This is a genomic window from Ancylobacter sp. (assembly GCF_965229075.1).
Classification (GTDB): domain Bacteria; phylum Pseudomonadota; class Alphaproteobacteria; order Rhizobiales; family Xanthobacteraceae; genus Ancylobacter.
Genome location: NZ_CBDDIO010000002.1, coordinates 1173593 through 1188552, shown reverse-complemented (window position 1 = coordinate 1188552; position 14960 = coordinate 1173593). Strand labels below are relative to the sequence as shown.

Annotated in this window: 16 protein-coding genes; 5 read left to right on the top strand and 11 right to left on the bottom strand. The window is 68.8% G+C overall.

Translation table 11 applies throughout. The annotated features are described in order from the left end of the window. Window positions 1-9 precede the first annotated feature (9 nt). Together ACO07Z_RS11635 and ACO07Z_RS11630 are read left to right on the top strand one after the other, a co-directional pair. Window positions 10-666 carry a YfbR-like 5'-deoxynucleotidase gene (locus ACO07Z_RS11635; protein WP_421698872.1) on the top strand — a complete coding sequence of 219 codons (657 nt, stop codon included), beginning with the start codon at window positions 10-12 and terminating at the stop codon, window positions 664-666. Then, entirely contained in the window at window positions 663-1169 is a 507-nt protein-coding gene (locus ACO07Z_RS11630; protein ID WP_421698871.1) for a tyrosine phosphatase family protein, read from the top strand. The genes ACO07Z_RS11635 and ACO07Z_RS11630 overlap by 4 nt, the downstream gene beginning before the upstream one ends. 87 nt (window positions 1170-1256) lie before the next feature. On the opposite strand, the gene ACO07Z_RS11625 is transcribed toward ACO07Z_RS11630, so the two are convergent. Further along, on the bottom strand, window positions 1257-1934 hold the full coding sequence (locus ACO07Z_RS11625) for a L,D-transpeptidase (RefSeq protein ID WP_421698870.1): 678 nt from the start codon (window positions 1932-1934) through the stop codon (window positions 1257-1259). A gap of 307 nt (window positions 1935-2241) precedes the next feature. Here ACO07Z_RS11625 and ACO07Z_RS11620 point away from each other — a divergent pair, with 307 nt between their 5' ends. The 3 genes from ACO07Z_RS11620 (at window position 2242) to ACO07Z_RS11610 (ending at window position 4862) form a co-directional block, all read left to right on the top strand. Beyond that, window positions 2242-3477, top strand: coding sequence for an MFS transporter (locus ACO07Z_RS11620; RefSeq protein WP_421698869.1), 1236 nt, complete (start codon window positions 2242-2244; stop codon window positions 3475-3477). Window positions 3478-3668: 191 nt separating this feature from the next. Continuing rightward, the gene (locus ACO07Z_RS11615) at window positions 3669-4190 is read left to right on the top strand and encodes a hypothetical protein (protein WP_421698868.1); all 522 of its coding nucleotides are present in this window, start codon (window positions 3669-3671) and stop codon (window positions 4188-4190) included. A 246-nt stretch (window positions 4191-4436) separates the two neighbouring features. Beyond that, window positions 4437-4862, top strand: a complete 426-nt coding sequence (locus ACO07Z_RS11610; protein ID WP_421698867.1) for a DoxX family protein — start codon at window positions 4437-4439, stop codon at window positions 4860-4862. An 83-nt stretch (window positions 4863-4945) separates the two neighbouring features. On the opposite strand, the gene ACO07Z_RS11605 is transcribed toward ACO07Z_RS11610, so the two are convergent. The 10 genes from ACO07Z_RS11605 to ACO07Z_RS11560 form a co-directional block, all read right to left on the bottom strand. Continuing rightward, the gene (locus tag ACO07Z_RS11605; RefSeq protein WP_421698866.1) at window positions 4946-6763 is read right to left on the bottom strand and encodes a tetratricopeptide repeat protein; all 1818 of its coding nucleotides are present in this window, start codon (window positions 6761-6763) and stop codon (window positions 4946-4948) included. Between the two features lie 151 nt (window positions 6764-6914). Continuing rightward, on the bottom strand, window positions 6915-7349 hold the full coding sequence (locus tag ACO07Z_RS11600) for a phage holin family protein (protein ID WP_421698865.1): 435 nt from the start codon (window positions 7347-7349) through the stop codon (window positions 6915-6917). After that, window positions 7349-7696 carry a hypothetical protein gene (locus ACO07Z_RS11595; RefSeq protein ID WP_307018766.1) on the bottom strand — a complete coding sequence of 116 codons (348 nt, stop codon included), beginning with the start codon at window positions 7694-7696 and terminating at the stop codon, window positions 7349-7351. Before ACO07Z_RS11595 ends, ACO07Z_RS11600 begins: the two co-directional genes overlap by 1 nt. Before the next feature lie 84 nt (window positions 7697-7780). Continuing rightward, window positions 7781-8497 (bottom strand): tRNA (guanosine(46)-N7)-methyltransferase TrmB, encoded by a 717-nt coding sequence (gene trmB / locus ACO07Z_RS11590; protein ID WP_421698864.1) that lies wholly within the window; start codon window positions 8495-8497, stop codon window positions 7781-7783. A 92-nt stretch (window positions 8498-8589) separates the two neighbouring features. Beyond that, window positions 8590-9783: a methionine adenosyltransferase gene (gene metK / locus ACO07Z_RS11585; RefSeq protein WP_421698863.1), complete on the bottom strand. Its 1194-nt coding sequence runs from the start codon at window positions 9781-9783 to the stop codon at window positions 8590-8592. 131 nt (window positions 9784-9914) lie between these two features. After that, a complete protein-coding gene (locus ACO07Z_RS11580; protein ID WP_421698862.1) occupies window positions 9915-10325 on the bottom strand; it encodes a helix-turn-helix domain-containing protein in 411 nt (136 codons plus the stop codon). A gap of 110 nt (window positions 10326-10435) precedes the next feature. Then, entirely contained in the window at window positions 10436-11998 is a 1563-nt protein-coding gene (lnt, locus tag ACO07Z_RS11575) for an apolipoprotein N-acyltransferase (protein WP_421698861.1), read from the bottom strand. 81 nt (window positions 11999-12079) lie between these two features. Continuing rightward, window positions 12080-13324, bottom strand: a complete 1245-nt coding sequence (locus ACO07Z_RS11570; protein WP_421698860.1) for a hemolysin family protein — start codon at window positions 13322-13324, stop codon at window positions 12080-12082. Between the two features lie 24 nt (window positions 13325-13348). Beyond that, on the bottom strand, window positions 13349-13876 hold the full coding sequence (ybeY, locus tag ACO07Z_RS11565; protein WP_421698859.1) for an rRNA maturation RNase YbeY: 528 nt from the start codon (window positions 13874-13876) through the stop codon (window positions 13349-13351). Beyond that, the gene (locus tag ACO07Z_RS11560; RefSeq protein ID WP_421700798.1) at window positions 13873-14916 is read right to left on the bottom strand and encodes a PhoH family protein; all 1044 of its coding nucleotides are present in this window, start codon (window positions 14914-14916) and stop codon (window positions 13873-13875) included. The genes ybeY and ACO07Z_RS11560 overlap by 4 nt, the downstream gene beginning before the upstream one ends. Between the last annotated feature and the right edge of the window lie 44 nt (window positions 14917-14960).

The following is a 14960-nucleotide window of genomic DNA, read 5'->3' as shown; positions in this document are numbered from 1 at the left end:
GGCGGCGCGATGAGCCTTGCCGACGCGGTGACGCCTGCGAAGAAGGGGGCGGCGGCGAAACCCGTGCGCGCCTGGCAGCGCATGCTCTCGGGCCGGCGGCTCGACCTCATCAACCCCTCGCCGCTCGATATCGAGATCGAGGACATCGCCCATGGCCTTGCCCGCGTCGCCCGCTGGAACGGCCAGACGGCCGGCGAGCATATCTTCTCGGTGGCGCAGCATTCGGTGCTGGTGGAACTCATCGCCCGCCGTCAGGCGGCGGCGCGGGGCGCGGACATTGATCGCCGCTGGCGGCTCGCCATGCTGCTGCACGACGCGCCGGAATATGTGGTCGGCGACATGATCAGCCCGTTCAAGGCGGTGATCGGCGGCGACTATAAGGCGGTGGAGGCGCGGCTGCTGGCGGCGGTGAGCCTGCGCTTCGGCCTGCCGGCGCAGTGGCCGGCGACGCTGGCGGCGCGGGTGAAGGCGGCCGACCGCGCCAGCGCCTTTCTGGAAGCGACGCGGCTCGCCGGCTTCGCCATTCCGGAGGCGCGGCGGCTGTTCGGCACGCCCTGCCCGCTCGACAGCACGTTGGAACGGGATTACCTCACCCCGTGGAGCGCGGGCGAGGCCAAGGCCCGCTTCCTCGCCTGCTTCGAGGAACTGGTCGCGGAGGCCCCATGATCCATGTCTGCCCGCTCTCGCGGCTGGAGGAGACCGTCGCCCGCACCCGCGCCGAGCATGTGCTCTCGGTGATCAATGTGGCGACGCCGGTGACGCTGCCGGCCACGGTGCGGCCGGAGAACCATCTCTTCGTCGGCTTCAACGATATTCTGAGCCCGCAGGAAGGGCTGATCCACCCCTCGCTCGACCATGTCGAGGCGATTCTCGGCTTCGCCCGCCGCTGGCCGCGCGAGGCTCCGCTGGTGGTGCACTGTTATCTTGGGGTGAGCCGCTCGACGGCCTCGGCCTATATCGCCGCCTGCGCGCTGGCGCCGGAGCGCGACGAGGGCGAGATCGCGCAGGCGCTGCGCGCCGCCTCGCCCATCGCCACGCCGAACGCGCTGCTGGTGGAGATCGCCGACGGCGTGCTCGGCCGGCAGGGCCGCATGCGCGCCGCCATCGCCGCCATCGGCCGCGGCCGCGAGGCGATGGAGAACGAGCCGTTCGAGATCCGGCTGGGGTGAAGGCGACCAGGGCCGCTCGCCGGCCCTGCGCGCAGACGCGATGCCCGGGCCGCGCCCGGGCATGCTCGTATCGTGTGGGCGGTCGGCTCAGCCGACCGGCGTGCCGGCGGCGGGCAGCACGACCACGCGGGTGCCCGTGGGCACGCGGCGGTAGAGGTCGATAATGTCCTGATTGATGAAGCGGATGCAGCCCGAGGAGACCTGCGTGCCGATGGTCCAGGGCTCGGTGGTGCCGTGCAGGCGGTAATAGGTGTCGCGCCCGTCCTTGTAGAGATAGAGCGCGCGCGGCCCCAGCGGGTTGGTCGGGCCGCCGGGCAGGCCGCCGGCATAGGGGCCGTAGCGCTCCGGCTCGCGGGCGATCATCGCCTGGGTGGGCGTCCAGCGCGGCCATTCCGCCTTGCGGGCGACCACGCCCTCGCCGCGGAAATTGAAGCCTTCCTCGCGCCCGACGCCGACGCCGTAGCGCAGCGCCCGTCCATTGGCCATGACGAGATAGGCGAAGCGCTCATTGGGATCGACCACGATCGTGCCCGGCTGATAGCGCGTGGGATAGGCCACTTCCTGGCGCAGGAAGCGCGGATCGATCTGCGTCAGATCCACCGCCGGCACCGGGAACGGCTCGTCATTGATCGCCGCATACATGCGCAGATATTGCGGGTCCATGGCGGGCGGCAGGACGCGGCTCGCCACCGGTTCCCGCGTGGTGGCGCAGCCGGCGAGGGCGAGGGGCGAGGCGATCAGGAACAGGCGACGGTCGAGAAGCATGGGGGCGCACGCAGAGAGAAGGGGGTGGGGGAACGGCGAATGGGGCAATGATCCTCACCTACAGGCGAAGCGTGGCAAAGTTCGTGAACCGCGCGATCACGGGACCGTCACCCGCTTGAATTGCGGGCAGGTGTGGCGCAACGGCCTCATATTGCTGTAGTCAGGCACCGTCCGCCGGGTGCCCCGCGCCTCAGATCGGCTTTGCTGATGTGTGTCCTGAAAACTATTTGTTTTCCAGCGCCACCCTCCCGGCGCTAGTTTTCGCCACAAAGGCGGCCGTGCCGCGCTGCGCCGAATCGAGGCCCCGATGTCCGCCACATCCGCCCCCCGCCCCGGTCTTGCGGCCCGCGCGCCGCTGCTCATCGTGCTGTGTGGCTGTCTCATCGCCATGCTCAGCTTCGGGCCGCGCGCCTCCTCGGGCATCTTCCTGCTGCCGATGACGGGCGAATATGGCTGGGGGCGCGACACGTTCGGCCTCGCTATCGCCATTCAGAACCTGCTCTGGGGCGTCGGCACGCCTTTCGCTGGCGCGGTCGCCGACCGTTTCGGCGTGACGCGGGTGCTGTGCCTCGGCGCGGTGCTCTATGCCGCCGGGCTCGTGCTGATGGCCTATTCGGCGACGCCAGGCATGCTGCATCTCTCCGCCGGCGTGCTGGTCGGCTTCGGCCTTTCCGGCTGTTCGTTCAACATCGTGCTCGCCGCTTTCGGCAAGATGCTGCCGGAAAAGTGGCGCCCGCTGTCCTTCGGTGCCGGCACGGCGGCCGGTTCCTTCGGCCAGTTCCTGTTTCCGCCGCTGGCGGCGGGGCTCAACACCACCATTGGTTGGCACCAGACCCTGCTGGTGTTCGGCCTCGCCATGCTGCTGATCATGCCGCTGGCGCTGGCGCTGTCCAGGGCGCCGGCCGCGCCCAAGGCCGGAGAGCGCCCGCAGTCGATCGGCGCCGCGCTGGGCGAGGCGTTCCGCCATCCCAGCTATGTTCTGCTCGTGCTCGGCTTCTTCACTTGCGGCTTCCAGCTCGCTTTCGTCACCACCCATCTGCCGGCCTATCTCATCGATCGCGGCCTCTCCATCACGGTGGGCGGCTGGACGCTGGCGGTGATCGGCCTCGCCAATATGGTCGGCTCGCTCGGCTCGGGATGGCTGTCGAGCCGCATGCCGCGCCGTTATCTGCTGGCCGCGATCTATTTCGCCCGGGGCCTGGCCATCATCGCCTTCGTGCTGCTGCCGGCGAGCCCGGGGACGGCGATCGGCTTCGGCATCGTGCTCGGCCTGCTCTGGCTCTCCACCGTGCCGCCGACCTCCGGGCTGGTGATGCTGATGTTCGGCACGCGCTATCTCGCCATGCTCTACGGTTTCGCCTTTTTCAGCCACCAGGTCGGCGGCTTTCTCGGCGTGTGGCTCGGTGGGTTGCTCTATGAAAAGCTCGGTTCCTATGAGTTCGTGTGGTGGCTGTCGGTGGCGCTGAGCTTCGCGTCGGCCGCCATCAACCTGCCGATCGTCGAGAAGCCGGTGGCGCGCGGCGCCGTGCCGGCGACGAGTTGAGGGATGGCGCGCATTTGCCAGCTGTTAACCGCGATCGTTCACCCTAGGGATCGTGGTACCGACAGCGTTGCGAGGGAGCCACACAAGGCCCGTTGCGTGCCCCGGCGAGAGGTGCTGATTCGCCGTACGGCCTTGACAAGATGGGTCCATCGCAGCGCATCGTGAAAACTCCCGGAGCGATGGAAACCCTCATGCGTCTGTGTTCTGCCCTGCCGGCCGCCGCCCTTCTCGCTGCCACCGCCGCGCTGCCGATGTCCGCCTCGGCCGAGACGCTGACGGCGCAGGAGGCGCAGCGCTTCGTCATCGGGCAGACCTTCTCCTACACCTGCTATGAGGGCACGGTAGGGGCGGGACGCATCCTCCCCGACGGTTCCGTCGCCGGCACCATCCAGATTCGTGGCAAGGGCAATACGCGCTATGTCACCCTGCCCGCCGGCACCATCATGGTGCGCGGGGAATCGGTGTGCGCCAAGCTCAAGGGCGTCGCCTTCCAGCCCTGCTTCGAGCTGGAAAAGACCGACAAGGTCAGCTTCCGTGGCAATCTCGCCGGGGCCGACCGGCTGTGGTGCGAGTTCAAGCGCGGCGGCAGCGGCCGTACCCGCCTTGCCGAGCGCACCGTGGCGCCCAAGCAGGCGCCGGCGCCGGCGCCGGCCAAGCTGGCCGAGGACAGCGCCGCCGCGCAAATGACCGCCGAGATCGTCTCCGAGAAGTGACGCCGCCGGACGTGTGCCGGCGAGGGCGTTGACGTCCCTGCGCGCGGCGCTTGCCTCACGCGGGGCCTGAAGCGGGCTACGATGTCCGCGCGCGTATCCGGCCGGCTGTCAATCGCCACGACATTGCGGATCTGCAAGATCGCTCCGGTATTGGCGGCTATCGTCTTGCGCTGAGCGTTGGGTTACCTCCGAGATATGACAGGCGCTGCCTGCTGCTCTCTCACCAACGCTCCCGCGAGACCCGCCATGATCGATTCCCGTTCCGCGCCCTATGGCGCCTTCGTCCTCCGCGTCGCCCTCGGCCTGATGTGGGTGACCCACGCGCTGCTGAAATATGTCGTCTTCACCATTCCCGGCTTTGCCGGCTTCCTCGGCAGCCTCGGCCTGCCGGAAGCGCTGGCCTGGCCGGTGTTCCTCGCCGAACTCATCGGCGGCGTGCTGATCATCACCGGGATCTATGCCCGCCATGTCGCGCTGCTGCTCATCCCGGTCATGGCCGGGGCGATGAGCGTGCACATCCCCAATGGCTGGCTGTTCTCCGCCGCGGGCGGCGGCTGGGAATATCCCGGCTTCCTGATCGTCGCTTCCTTCGCGCTCTGGCTGATCGGGGACGGCGCCTTCGCCCTGCGCTCGCGCCCGCTGTTCTTCCTCGGCCGCCACGCCACCGCCTGACCGGCGCCGGTCGTCGTCAATGAAGAGGGGCGGGTCCCACAGGACCCGCCCCTCTTTTTGTTCCGGCCGTGCGGAAGGCGGCGTCAGCCGCCATTGCCCGGCTTGGCGGCGTCCTGCGTCTTGTCCACCGCGGCCTTTTGCGGCTCGGCGACGGGGGCGGCCTCGGTCTTCTGCGTCGCGTCCTTGCCGGCCTTGATGCGCTCGGCCTCGTCGAGACCCACCGCGATCTTGCGCTCGATATCGACCAGCTCGTCCGCATCCGGCTTCAGATCGCGGGCGTGGTTCCACTTGAAGCGGGCTTCCAGCTTGCGGTCGACCTTCCAATAGGCGTCGCCGAGATGGTCGTTGATCACCGCCTCGTTCGGCTTCAGCTCGACCGCGCGCTCCAGCTCGCGCACCGCGTCGTCATAATGGCCGGTGCGGTAATAGGCCCAGCCGAGGCTGTCGATGAAGAAGCCGTCATCCGGGCGCAGTTGCACCGCCTTGCGGATCATGTCGGTGCCAGCGTCGAGATTGATGCCCTGGTCGATCCAGCTATAGCCGAGATAGTTCAGCACATGCGGCTGGTCGGGGCTGAGCTGCAGCGCCTTCTTGAGGTCCGCCTCGGACTTGTCCCACTGCTTCGTCCGCTCATAGCAGGTGCCGCGGAAATAATAGAGCACCCAGTCCTTGGCCTGCGGCGTGCCGAGCTGGTCAATGGCGGTGGTGTAGACGGCGGCGGCTTCGGCGAACTTCTCATTGGCGCGCAGCACGTCGCCCAGCGCCATGATCGAGCGCTGATCCTTCACATCCGCCGCCACCACCTTCTTCAGCACGGCGAGCGCCTCGTCATGCTTGCCGACGGCGTCGAGGTTCAGCGCGCGCTGAACCTCGGCGTTCATCTTGAACGGCGAGGAATCCGGCACCGACGCGAACAGGGCGATGGCGTCCTCATGCCGCTTCATCGTCTCGAACAGGTCGGCGAGGGTGATCGCCATCAAGGGCTGCGACGGGTCGAGCCAGCGGCCGAGCTGGAGATAGACGAGGGCGAGATCCTCGCCGCCCTGACGGCCGAGCGCGGCGCCGAGGCCATACAGCACCTCGGCCGCGCCGGCGGTGGGAGTGGTGACCAGCGGCGGCAGCGTCTTGCCCGCCTTCAGCTCCGCCAGCGAGCGCGCCACCAGCGGGTCGCCGGGCACCAGCTTGTCGAACGCCTCATAGGTGGCGATCGCTTCCGCCTTGCCGGTATTGCGCGAGGCCCAGCGCGCATAGGCATCGACGACGCGCAGCGTGCGCGGGTCGCGCTTGAGGGCGGCTTCGAGGCGCTGGCCGGCTTCCTTCTTCACGCCGGCGGCGTCGAGCATCAGCCCGGCGTGGAAATCCTTGAAGCCGTCATACCATTCCGGCCCCTGCAGCGCGTCGATGGCCTTGACGCCGGCGCGTGCGTCGCCGGAGCCGAACTGGCTCCAGGCGCTGAGCAGCGTGGCGTTCAGCTCAGCGATGGCGCCCTGGCCGGAGCGGCGCAGATTGCTGCGGGCGGTGACATATTGCTTGGCCTTGATGGCCTTCACGCCGAGAACCAGCCGGGCAAGCGTGTGTTCCGGATCGATGCGCACCAGGCGCTGGGCGAGGTCCACCGCCTCGTCGATCGAGCCTTCCGCCAGCAAGGTGAGGAACGCGCGTTCCTGCAGGTCGCGCTGGCGCGGAAACAGGCGGGCGAGTTCGCGGTAATAGGCCGCCGCCGCCGCGGTGTCGCGCTCATTGATGGCAAGGCGCGCGGCGAGGTAATTGCCGGCCGGCGAGGAACGGGCAATGAAGTCTGCCGGAGGGGCGTCGGCCCAGGCGGGCAGGGCGACGCCCAGTGCCGTGAGCGTGGCGAGAATGGCCGCTCCCGGCCGCAGCGACAAACGTCGAAACGTCAAGTTAGAACCTCCTGCGGCAAACGGCACAGCCGGGTCCCCCTCAACGGGACGCCAGCCTCCGGCCTTCATGGCAGATTGGTCCTTTTTAGCTGCCCCTGCAATAACGGGAGCCTAATGCGGACCGGGCCCTTGCGAGCCCGGCGCCACATTTTCAGACGCGTCGGCCAAGAATAAGGCCGATAAGCGCCGCGCCCGCCGCAATTCCCAGCACGGTCTTCACACCGGCGGGAGGGACAGCCGGGCCGCCCGCGAGCGGCGCCGCCGGAGGAACGATGGGCGCCGCCGGCGGTGCGGCATAGGCACCATAGGCACCGTACCCACCGAAGCCGACCGGGCGGCGTTGCCGCCGCATCAGCGCCACCAGCAGGAAGATCACGCCGAGCGCCAGCAGGCCGCCGCCGATGATCAGCGCGGCGGTGAGCGCGTCATAGCGGTCCGCCAGCGCGATGAAGGAGGCGATGAGGAAAAAGACCGCTGACATCGCGACCAGCAGCCCGCCAATCGCGCAGAGCAGGGCCGTGCGGACGGCCCTGCGCATGGTGAGGCGGATTTCCGCCCCGAAGATCGCCAGCAGGAGGCGGAGCATCACTTGCCCCGCGACAGCAGGCCGAACAGGAAGCCGACGCCCAGCGCCGCGAGCACGGAGCCATAAGGGTTGCGTTCGATGGTGGCGCCGAGATCGCCGGAAAGCGCCTGCGCGCGCGTCCGTGCCTCCTGCAGCGCCGCATAGCCTTCCTCGGCGAGGCCGGAGGCGGCGGCTTCGGCGCGCGCGGCACCGGAGCGGATGCGGCCGGTGATGGCGTCCGCCGCCGCGCTGCCTTCCGAGCGGGCGAGGGCGGTCAGCGTCTCGGTGAGCTTTGCCACATCGCCCCGCAGGGTGGCGAGGTCGGCGGACAGCTTGGCGAAATCGTCCTGCGGGTTGGGCTGAGCCATCGAAAGTCTCCGGGTAAGGAACGTGACGGGGGGCGTGCCGGTCAACGCGCGCGCCGGCCTGCGGGTTCCCACACTAGGCGGTAATTAGCGGCGCCGGAACTCGTAGTATCCCGGCCGCCGTCCCTCGCGCAGCGCCTTCGCCTCGTAGCGCGTGCTGGGCCAGCCGTCCCAGGGAAGGCGCCAGTCGTCGGCGCGCTCCGCCGTCCAGTCGAAGCGCGGATCGGCGAGGAACTGGCGCAGCGTCCACGCCGCATAATGCTCGATATCGGTGGCGAAGCGGAAATGCCCGCCGGGGGCGAGCAACCGGGCGAAACGGTCGATATTGTCCGCCTGCACGAAGCGCCGCTTCCAGTGTCGGCGCTTGGGCCAGGGGTCTGGATAGAGCAGGTCGATCCGCTCCAGCGCGCCCGAGGGCAGGCGGTCGAGCAGCGGGATCACGTCGTCGCCATAGAGCCGCACATTGGTAAGGCCCAACTCTGCCACCCGTGCCGTCGCCTTGGCGATGCCGTTGAGAAAGGCCTCGGCGCCGATATAGCCGATCTCGGGGTGGCGGGCCGCCTCGGAGACGAGATGTTCGCCGCCGCCAAAGCCGATTTCCAGCCGCACGGCGCGCACGGGATGCGGGAACAGGGCGGCAAGCGGCCCGGCGCCGACCTCATCAAGCGCGATGGACAGGCGCGGCAGGTCGGCGGCGAGATGGGCGGCCTGCGCCGTGCGCAGCTTCTTGCCCTTGCGCCGGCCATAGAAGGCGTGCTCGCGCGGGGGCTCGCCGGGGCGGCGGGAATCATCGTCGGCGGTCATGCGGACACTCGAAACGAAGGCGGGGCGGACCCTTTATGGACCGCCCCGCATAAGCACACTGGGTCCCGCGCGCAATCGCGCGGGCGCAAACTTTAGCCGACGGCGGACTTCAGCGCCTCGACGAGATCGGTACGCTCCCAGGAGAAGCCGCCATCGGCGTCCGGGGCGCGGCCGAAATGGCCATAGGCGGAGGTGCGGGCATAGATCGGCTTGTTGAGGCCGAGATGCTCGCGAATGCCGCGCGGGCGCAGATTCATCACCTCGCGCAGGGCGGTCTCCAGCTTGGCTTCCTCGACTCGGCCGGTGCCGTAGAGGTCGACATAGACCGCCAGCGGGTCGGACACCCCGATCGCATAGGCCAGCTGGATGGTGCAGCGGTCCGCGAGATCGGCGGCGACCACGTTCTTGGCGAGGTAGCGCGCGGCATAGGCGGCCGAGCGGTCGACCTTGGTCGGGTCCTTGCCGGAGAAGGCGCCGCCGCCATGCGGGGCCGCACCGCCATAGGTGTCGACGATGATCTTGCGGCCGGTGAGGCCGCAATCGCCGTCCGGTCCGCCAATGACGAACTTGCCGGTCGGGTTGACGTGCCACACGGTCGCCGGGGTGATCCAGCCATCGGGCAGCGCCTGGCGGATATAGGGCTCGACGATGCTCTGCACGTCGTGCGAGGACAGGTCGGCGTCGAGATGCTGGGTCGAGAGAACGATCTGCGTCACCTCGACCGGCTTGCCGCCCTCATAGCGCACCGTCACCTGGCTCTTGGCGTCGGGGCCGAGCACGGTGCTCTCGCCGGAATGGCGGGCCTCGGCGAGCAGCTTGAGGATCTTGTGCGCGTAGTAGATCGGCGCCGGCATCAGTTCGGGCGTCTCGCGGCAGGCATAGCCGAACATGATGCCCTGATCGCCGGCACCCTCGTCCTTGTTGCCGGCGGAATCGACGCCCTGGGCGATATCGACGGACTGCGCGTGCAGATGCACGTCGATCGCCGCCTTCTCCCAGTGGAAGCCTTCCTGCTCGTAGCCGATATCCTTGATCGCGAGGCGCGCGATGTGGCTGAGGAAATCCTTGGTCAGCTGCGCCGGGCCGCGCGTCTCGCCAGCAATCACCACGCGGTTGGTGGTGGCGAGCGTTTCGGCGGCGACGCGCAGATGGCTCGGGTCCCAGCCGAACTCCGGGCCGTGCTTGAAGAAGGCGTCGACGATCTCGTCGGAGATTCGGTCGCACACCTTGTCCGGGTGGCCTTCGGAAACGGATTCGCTGGTGAAGAGATAGGCTTGGCGGGACACGAGTCGGCTCCTCGATTGTCGACCGGCGCCTAAACCCGCGCCCGGCCGCGCATCTTTTGCAAGCGCGGTCGGGACGGTCAAGGTTTTAACGTCGGATTCGTTCGGAAAACAGAACGACGCGCCTGCGCCGTTCAGGTCGCCGGCGTGGGTTCGGCCAGCGCCTCAACGAGGTCGACAATGCGGCGCCGGACCTTGGAATCCGCGATCTTGAGGAAAGCGCGGGTCAAAGCCAGACCTTCCGAGGAGGCCAGGAAATCCGAGACATAGGCGGGCGAGGCGTCCTCGGCGAAGCCGCCGGCCTCAGCGTTCATCGAGGGCGCGCCCTCGAAGAAAAACGCCACCGGCACGGACAGCACCTGCGAGATATTCTGCAGGCGGCTGGCGCCGATACGGTTGGTGCCTTTTTCGTATTTCTGGATCTGCTGGAAGGTGATGCCGAGGCTCTCGCCGAGTTTTTCCTGGCTCATCCCGACCATCATGCGTCGCATGCGGACCCGGCTGCCGACATGCTTGTCGACGGGATTGGGTGATTTCTTCGTCATCGGCTTCCCCGACTGCAAACAAAAAAATACCTCCCCCCCGCTGAGAGGGAGAGAAGCAGTACCCGAGCCCGCGAGCAGTCTAAGCGCAGTGCGTTCCGCCGTCGATCAATCTAAGCGTGTATCGCTCGCAGGCGCAGCATGAGCGCCCCGCAGAAGCAGCCCAGAAGCAGCAACCACGATATCACCCTGCCGTGTGTGGCATAAGCTGTAGCTGCCAAAGCTTGCGGGAGGCTGTCGTCGAGCACGCCCCGCACACCCAGGGGTAGAATCGCGCTGATTCGGCCCAAAGGGTCCACCACGGCGGAGATACCGTTATTGGTGACCCGCACCAGCGGTAATCCCTGCTCGATCGCCCGCAGCCGCGACTGCTCGAAATGCTGGTAGGGGCCGGGGGTCAGGCCGAACCAGGCATCGTTGGACAAATTGAGCAGAAAGCCCGGGCGCGGTTCTGCCGCCGCGGCGTCCTCGGTGGGGGTGGGCATCACCTCGGTGGGAAAAATCGCCTCGTAGCAGATCAGCGGCACCGCTTCGGGCAGGCCGGGAATGGCGAGCAAGCTCCGCGCGGGGGCGGCGGCGAAGCCACCGCGCACCCGGGTCAGCGCTTCCAGCCCCACCGCTTCCAGCGTTTCCTGAAACGGCAGATATTCGCCAAAAGGAACGAGGTGCACCTTGTCGGCATTGCCGCGGATCGTCCCGTTCGAATCGATCACCCGCACACTGTTGAACACATCCGGCCGGTCGCGGCCCGGCACGGCCTGATAGCGCGCGGCGCCGGTGACGAGCACCGTGCCGGGCGGCAGCATGGCGACGATCCGCGCCAGCGCCTCCGGCTCGCGCTCAAGAAAGAAGGGGAAGGCCGATTCGGGCCAGAACAGATGGGTGACGCCCTTCAGTCCGCCCTGGCTCTCGCTGGTGGCGAGATAGAGGTCCATCACCGTGCGGCGGGCGTCGTAGCGGAATTTCTGGTCCTGCGGCAGGTCCGGCTGCATCAGCCGCAGCCGCACATCCGGCACGGTGGCGACCTCTGTGGTGGCGAGGCGCCATTGTCCGCCGGCCCAGAGCGCGACGAGCAGCAGCACGGCGAGGGCGAGCGGCAGCGGGCGGGTGCGCGGTGAGCCCGCCGAGGAGAAAAGCGCCGCCGGGCTGGCGAGGCAGGCGAGCGTCGCGAGGCACAGCCCGGTGAGCCCGACGACGGAGGCCGCCTGCGCAAAGCGCAGATCGGTCGCCAGCGCATAGCCGAAATCGTTCCAGGGAAAACCGGTCAGCCATGTGCCGCGCGCGGTCTCCGCCAGGGTGAGGGCGGCGGCGAAGGCCAAAATCCGCCCTGGCCCGCCCGTCCATAAGATCCGCGCCAGCACGCAGCCGAACCCGGTATAGAGCGCGAGATAGGCCGGCAGGCCGAGCACCGCGAACGGCATCAGCCACAGGAAGGCGTCGGCCTGCACCAGGAAGGCCTCGCCGATCCACCACAGGCCGGCAACGAAATAGCCGAGGCCGAACAGCCAGCCCGCGAGAAAGGTCGCCGTCAGCGCGCGGCGCAGGGGCAGGCCGGCGGTGGCGTCGATCAGGAACACCAGCACCGGCAGCGTCAACGCCAGCACCGGCCATAGGCTGAAGGGCGGCATGGCCAGCGCGGAGAGGCCGCCGGCTACCAGCGCAGCCAGGGCGCGCAAGCGGGCAGGGGCCGCCCGCAGACGGTCCGGGGTCATCATCGGCTGGAAAAGGGCCGGGCGCCACCGGCCCCGGCCGTCGCGTCAGGCAGCATCGGTGTCGCGCGGCCGCTCGTTGCGGGAGGCGTCCCCGGCCTGTTGTGCCGGTGGCGGCAGGGCTCGGGCCCGGGAGGCCGCACCGTCCGCCACGGCCGGGGGAGTGTCCGCCCCCGCCTCGCCGCGGCTCGCCGCGATGCGCAGCCGCTTCACCCGGCGCGGATCGGCGTCCAGCACCTCGATCTCGAAATCCCCCGGCCCCGAGACGATCTCGCCGCGCACCGGCACACGACCGGCGAGGGTGACGAGCAGGCCGCCGAGTGTGTCGACTTCTTCGGCTTCTTCGCCCAGCGCGAAGGCCGGGTCGATCATCTCGGCCACGTCCTCAAGGCTGGCGCGGGCATCGGCGATGAAGCTGCCATCGGCCTGGCGGGCGATGGTGGGCGTCTCGTCCTCGTCGTGCTCGTCTTCGATGTCGCCGACGATCTCCTCGACCAGATCCTCCATCGAGACGATGCCGTCCGTCCCGCCATATTCGTCGATGACGAGGGCAAGATGGATGCGGCTCGCCTGCATGCTGGCCAGCAGTTCGATGGACGGCATGGAGGGCGGCACGAACAGAAGGCGGCGGATCAGCTTGGCGCCGCTCAGCGAGTTGGAGAGGTCGATGGCCTTCAGGTTGAACGCCGGCCGCGCCGCCTTGCCGCCGGCGGAGGCGGGAGCCTCCGCCACGCTGGGGCGCGGGCCGTTGCGTAGCGCCTCGGCGCGCGAGGCCGTCGCGCGGGGCGTCATGGCGCGCTGGGTGAGATAGGTCACGAGATCGCGGATATGGACCATGCCGACGGGGTCGTCGAGCGTGTCGTCATAGACAACGAGGCGGGAATGACCGGCCTCGGCGAAGACGGCGAGCAACTCGCCGAGCGAAATGTCCTTCTGCACGGCGACGATGTCCGCGCGCGGCACCATGAGGTCGCCGATGCGCAGCTCCCGCAGGTCCAGGATGCTCTTGAGCATGGTCCGCTCGGTGGCGGTAAGGTCCGCCCCCGGCTCGGTGCTGGGCGCCGCGAGGGTGGCGGCGAGATCCGAGCGCAGCGAGCCGGTGGAGCGCCGCCCGCCAATGAGATGGCGAAGCCGGCCGAAAATGCCGGCGCGAGGCTCGCTGGAGCCTCCGCCGGCCCTGCTTCGCTGCCCGACGCTTGTCGCGGTGCCGCTGGTGGCGCCATTGCTGGCGCCGCTACTTGGGCCCTCGCTGCCCCGGGAGGCGGAGGACGGACTGGGAAGAGGATCGGACATTGGCCTTTTGGTCAGTTGATTCGGTCAGGGGTGAACGGGTTCGGTCTCGGCATAGGGGTCGGCGATGGCGAGGCCGGCGAGCACGTGCCGCTCCATCGCCTCCATCTCCTCCGCCTCTTCCGCGACCTCGTGATCATAGCCGAGCAGATGCAGCGTACCATGGACGGCGAGATGCGCGAGATGGTCGGCGATGGGTTTGCCCTCCGCTTCCGCCTCGCGCGCCAGCGTTTCATAGGCGATGGCGATGTCGCCCAGATGGGGATCGCCGCCCTCCCGCGCCACCTCGGGGGTGGGAAAGGACAGCACATTGGTGGCGTAGTCCTTGCCGCGCCAGTCGCGGTTGAGCGCCTGCAGCGCCGCGTCGTCGGTCAGCTTCACCGCGATCTCGGCGCCGTCGATGTCGATCTCGTATTCGGTCAGCGCGCCGGCACAGGCGGCGTTGACCGCCCGCACGACGAGCGCCTCGGCGTCCGCGATCGAGGCCCAGGGCCCGGCCTCGACCAGCACGTCGACCTCGACCTGCGGCGCGGGACTGTCGCCTTCCCCGCTCATGGCCGCGCGACCCCCGCCGGGGCGGCCGCGCGCGCCGCCGAATCCTTGCGGTCATAGGCAGCGACGATGCGCCCGACCAGTTCGTGGCGCACCACGTCAGCGGCGTTGAAGTGGCACACGTCGACGCCTTCCACGTCCTTCAGCAGCCCCACCGCCTCGGCAAGGCCCGAGGTCTGGCCCGGCGGCAAGTCGATCTGGCTGGGATCGCCGGTGATGATCATGTGCGAGTTCTCGCCCAGGCGGGTGAGGAACATCTTCATCTGCATGGAGGTGGTGTTCTGCGCCTCGTCGAGAATGACGCAAGCATTGGCCAGCGTGCGCCCGCGCATGAAGGCCAGCGGGGCGATCTCGATCTCGCCGGACATCATCGCCCGCTCGACAAAGGCGCGGTCCATCAGATCATGCAGCGCGTCGTAGATCGGGCGCAGATAGGGATCGACCTTTTCCTTCATGTCGCCGGGCAGGAAGCCGAGCCGCTCGCCCGCCTCCACCGCCGGGCGGGAGAGGATCAGCCGGTCGACCACGCGCCGCTCCAAGAGGTGCACGGCATAGGCGACCGCGAGCCAGGTCTTGCCGGTGCCGGCGGGGCCGACGCCGAACACCAGCGTCTGCCGCTTGAGCGCGCGGATATAGGCGTCCTGCGCGGCGGTGCGGGCACGCACCGGCCGGCGGCGCAGCTGGATCTCGTCGAAGCTTTGCTTCTTGGTCGCGGGGTCGAACTCGAACAATTGCCCCTGCGCGGCGGCCTCGCGCAGCACGCCCTCGACATCGCCGGGCTGAAGCTCGCCGCCCTTCTTCAGTCGGGCATAGAGCGTTTCCAGCACATGGCGCGCCTGTTCGCAGGCTTCGCGCGGGCCTTCCAGCGTGACATGGTTGCCGCGCTGCTCGGCGACGATTTCCAGCCGCCGCTCGATCAGAGCGAGGTTCTGCCCGTAATGGCCGAACAGCTGGCTGGCGACGCGGTTGTCGTCGAAAGCCAGCACGATCTGCCCGGCGGAATCGTCGTCCGGCGTGTCGATCCAGCGCGGGGCCGCCGGCACGGCGCGCGGCGCCGCGCGCGGGGAGGTGAGGGTCCGTTCCGTCT